Below are 3,927 nucleotides of genomic sequence, written 5' to 3' on the forward strand. Positions count from 1 at the left end.
TGCTCTCCCGCTGAGCTACGCGTCCGACCGGGTCGTATCCCCCTAAGGGGTTCGGGAAGCGGGGATATAACGGGGCGCCCCCGCGGGCGCAAGCGAGCCGTTCGGCTCGGCTTTAAGCGGCGACCATCCGCTCCACTTCGGAGACGATCTCGCGCAGGTGGATAGGCTTGGAGAGCACCTTGGAGCCGGGAGGGGCCTGGTCGCCGGCGGCCAGCGCCACGGCGGCGAAGCCGGTGATGAACATGATCCTAAGCCCCGGGTGGCGGGCGGCGGCCTGGCGGGCGAGCTCGATGCCGTCGACGCCGGGCATCACGATGTCGGTCAGCAGCAGGTCCCACTCCTGGTCGAGGACGGCCTGGGCCTCCTCCCCATCGGCGCAGGAGACGACTTCGTAGCCGGCGCGCTCCAGCGCCCGGGCCAGGAACCCGCGCAGGGAATCATCGTCTTCGGCCAGGAGGATCCGGGGCATGCTGGGTCCGCGTTGTAGCAAGACTGAAGCCTAGCACGGGGTTCGTAAATTCGCGATGAACTCGCCCCCAGATCGAGGTTTGACCGGCCCTGCGCCGCAACGTCATATGGCCCCGATGACGGGCGCGCCGAGCATGACCACCGAAGCCGACCTTGGGGACCAGGAGCCGGCGTTCGAGCTGCGCCGGGCGGCCCCCGCCGGCAAGCCGCCGCCCACCCCGCTGGTGTTCGCCTCGCCCCACTCGGGCCGCGACTATCCGGAGGAGATGATGGCCGCCGCCGCGCTGGACGCCACGGCCATCCGGCGCAGCGAGGACGCCTTCGTCGACGAGCTGATCGCCGGGGCGCCGGAGCTCGGCGTCACCACGCTGACCGCCCGGCTCGCCCGCGCCTACATGGACGTCAACCGCGAGCCCTTCGAGCTCGACCCGTCGATGTTCGCCGACGAGCTGCCGGACTTCGCCCGCGCCCGCACGGCGCGGGTGGCGGCGGGGCTGGGGGCCATCGCCCGCATCGTCTCCGAGGGCCAGGAGATCTACGCCCGGAAGCTGACCTTCGCCGAGGCGCGCGGGCGGATCGAGCGGGCGCACCGGCCCTACCACGCGGAGCTCGCCCGGCTGCTGGCCGAGGCGCACGCCGCCCACGGCGTGGCGATCCTGATCGACTGGCACTCCATGCCGGCCGCCGCGGCGCGCCAGGGCGGTCGCGAGCGGCCCTGCGACATGGTTCTGGGCGACCGGTTCGGCGCGGCCTGCGCCGCCGGCCTGACCGGCAAGGTCGAGGCCGAGCTGGAGGCGCTGGGCTACCGGGTGGCGCGCAACACGCCCTACGCCGGCGGCTACACCACCGAGCACTACGGCCGCCCCGCCCGGCGCATCCACGCCCTGCAGATCGAGATCAACCGGGCCCTCTATCTGGACGAGGCGCGGCTGGAGCCGACCGCAGGCTTCGCCAAGCTGCAGGCCGACCTCCAGGCCCTGACCCGGGCGCTGGTCGCCGCGGACTGGTCGGGGCTGCGGTAGGGCTGCGCCCGGCCGCAGTTCGTTAAGCTCACGCTGTTATCCCTCCTGTCCCGGGGGAGCGGATGACGCAGGACCTGAGCGCGGGGGCCATGGCCCCGGCACGCCGCCGCGGCGCGATCGCCGACCGGGTGATCTTCTACGCCGCCTTCGCCGTGGTCGACTGGATCGCCATGAGCGCCGAGGCCTTCACGCTTGGCCTCTACCTGCTGCTGATCCCAGGGCTGCTGCTGATGGTGGTCCACTGGGCTTTCCTGATCCTGCCGCTGATCGACTGGCCGCTGACCGCTTGGCGCAGGACGCGCCGCCGCCGCTGGGTGGCGGCCTGGCTCGCCGCCGCGCTGGTCGTGCCGGTCGGCGTCCCGACGAGCCTGAACCTGATTCAGGCGGCGAGCGTCGCCATTGACCGTAGCGGCGACGTCATGCTCGCAGAGCCGTTCCGGCCGGCCGGCCCCGTCCTCGTCGCCGGCGATTGCGGCGCTGAGTGCGTCCGGCTGCTGCGCGAGGGCACGTTCGAGCGCCTGCTGCACATCCAAGGCCCCAGGCGAGGCGCCGCCGACTGGCGCGACGGGTTGGTGACGTACGCGAGCCTGCGCTTCGCCAGCACCTACTGCGAGCAGCGCCGGCCGGACGCGTCAGTATCCCGCCTGCAAAGCCATCCCGGCTGGTGCGCCGTGTCGCGCACGGTGGAGAACCCGCGCTTCTCGGCGGTGATCCGGCTCGAGGGCTTTGGCGGAAGCCCGCCAAGCGAGCGACGCCGCGTGGAGGTGTGGGCCTGCACCGACCGCTGCCGGATGATCGCGCGGCAGACCGAGCGGCGCGGCGCGCGGCTGTCGGTCCCGCTGCTGATCGGCTATCCGCAGGGGCGCCACATCTACACCATCGACCCGCAGTTCCGGCGGCTGCCCTTCGTCGATGGCGACGCCGACCCGGCGCGGATCATCGCGCAAGCGCTGGGCGTCCGGGCCGGGACCGGTCCGCGGCTGGGCGAGGATCCGGCGCATGCCGCCCACATCCATGCGCTGACGCGCGCGTCCAAGGTGCTGGAGCGCTTGCAAAAGGAAGCCGACCGCCAGACCAGGGCCGCCGAGTTTCGCCGGGAGAGGCTGGAGGCGGCGGCGGAGCGCCGGCGCGCCGAGGCTCGGGCGAAGGCGATCCGCGAAAAGCCCTGCCGACGGACCGTCCCCGACAAGCCGGGGATCTTCGGGACGGCCTGCGAACCCTAGGACGTCCTAGGGCCCTCCGGCCTGGGGCGCGAGGTCGTAGCGGGCGGCGATGGCGGCGATCTGCGGCCAGACCGCCTCGGCCGTCTTCAGGTCGGCGTCGGCCTCGGCGCTTCGGCCCTGGCTGCGGCGCACCATGGCCCGGCCCAGGAGGGCCTGGGGAAGACGGGGCGCGCGCTTCAGCGCCGCATCGAAGTCCGCCTCCGCCGCCTCGGACCGGCCGGCCCGCAGGTGCACCAGGCCGCGCGCGGCCAGGGCGCCAGGGTCGCGGGAGGCGATCTTCAGCGCCGCTTCGCAGTCGGACATGGCCAGGGCCAGGTCCGACCTGGCCAGCGCGCGCGCCTGGCAGCGGGCGGCCAGCACCGCGGCCCGCGCCCCTGCCGGCGGCTGCGAGGCGAGCATGGCGTCGTATTGGGCGATGGCCCGCTCCGCCCGGCCGGCGGCGAGCCAGGCCAGCGCGATCCGCGTGCGGACGCCGGGCGCCGGACCGCCCGCCGCAGCGACGGCGCGGTCGAAGTCCGCCGCCGCGCCGTCCGCATCGCCGCCGGCCAGCCGCAGCTCGCCGCGCATCAGCCGCGCGTCGACGTCGTCGCCCTGCAGCGCCAGGGCCGCATCGAGGTCGCGCCCCGCCGCCGCCGCATCGCCGCCGGCCAGGTGCGCCTCGGCCCGCTGGCGCAGGTGTATCGGCCGCCGGGGCTCCAGCTCGGCGGCGCGGGTGAAGTCGGCGATCGCCCGGGCGTGGTCGCGCCTGGCCAGGGAGGCGGCGCCGCGGCGGTGGTAGCCGTCGGCGTCCTTGGGCTCGTCGGCCGGGGCGGCGGCCGCCTGTGTAGGCGGCGCGGCCGGCGGCGCATCGGCGCCTGCCGACGGTTCCAGCCGGAACACCGGCCCGCCGTTGTAGGTGAAGTAGATCCTGTCCTGGCTCGAGGAGACCAGCACCCGGTGCGACAGGAAGAAGTCCGCGCCCAGCAGCATGTCGGCCCCGTTGAGCGCGATCGGGGCGACCCGCAGCCGGGTGTTCTTGATGGTCTCGTCGCCGATCCGGAACTCGGCGAAAGGAGCGATCCAGTTCTCCAGCACCCGCGGCCCGATGCCGGCGCTCAGGCCCGCATGCTCCACCCCGGGCCCGTCCGGTTTGAAGCCGAGCCGCTCGGCCGTCGACCGCCGCAGCACAGAGCGGAAGGCGCCGGTGTCGAACATCGCGCGGATCGGCCGCCCGT

At 74.2% G+C, this 3,927-nt stretch carries 4 protein-coding genes; 2 read left to right on the forward strand and 2 right to left on the reverse strand.

Annotated features, from left to right (window positions below):
• Positions 1 to 112 precede the first annotated feature (112 nt).
• Positions 113 to 469 (reverse strand): cell cycle two-component system response regulator CpdR, encoded by a 357-nt coding sequence (cpdR, locus tag VHK87_RS10925; RefSeq protein WP_329634927.1) that lies wholly within the window; start codon positions 467 to 469, stop codon positions 113 to 115.
• 133 nt (positions 470 to 602) lie between these two features.
• On the opposite strand from cpdR, the gene VHK87_RS10930 reads away from it, so the two are divergent.
• Positions 603 to 1,490 carry an N-formylglutamate amidohydrolase gene (locus VHK87_RS10930; protein ID WP_329634928.1) on the forward strand — a complete coding sequence of 296 codons (888 nt, stop codon included), beginning with the start codon at positions 603 to 605 and terminating at the stop codon, positions 1,488 to 1,490.
• 62 nt (positions 1,491 to 1,552) lie between these two features.
• The gene (locus VHK87_RS10935; RefSeq protein WP_329634929.1) at positions 1,553 to 2,713 is read left to right on the forward strand and encodes a hypothetical protein; all 1,161 of its coding nucleotides are present in this window, start codon (positions 1,553 to 1,555) and stop codon (positions 2,711 to 2,713) included.
• 6 nt (positions 2,714 to 2,719) lie between these two features.
• Here VHK87_RS10935 and VHK87_RS10940 read toward each other — a convergent pair.
• The coding region (locus VHK87_RS10940; RefSeq protein ID WP_329634930.1) for a tetratricopeptide repeat protein at positions 2,720 to 3,927 on the reverse strand (1,208 nt) is incomplete at its 5' end.

Origin of the sequence: Phenylobacterium sp. (genome assembly GCF_036263695.1) — a bacterium.
In the GTDB taxonomy this organism is placed as follows: Bacteria; Pseudomonadota; Alphaproteobacteria; order Caulobacterales; family Caulobacteraceae; genus Phenylobacterium.

Coding starts and splice junctions, on each gene's coding strand:
- cpdR (WP_329634927.1), bottom strand. CDS start 469: ATGCCCCGGATCCTCCTGGCCGAAGACGATGATTCCCTGCGCGGGTTC.
- VHK87_RS10930 (WP_329634928.1), top strand. CDS start 603: ATGACCACCGAAGCCGACCTTGGGGACCAGGAGCCGGCGTTCGAGCTG.
- VHK87_RS10935 (WP_329634929.1), top strand. CDS start 1,553: ATGACGCAGGACCTGAGCGCGGGGGCCATGGCCCCGGCACGCCGCCGC.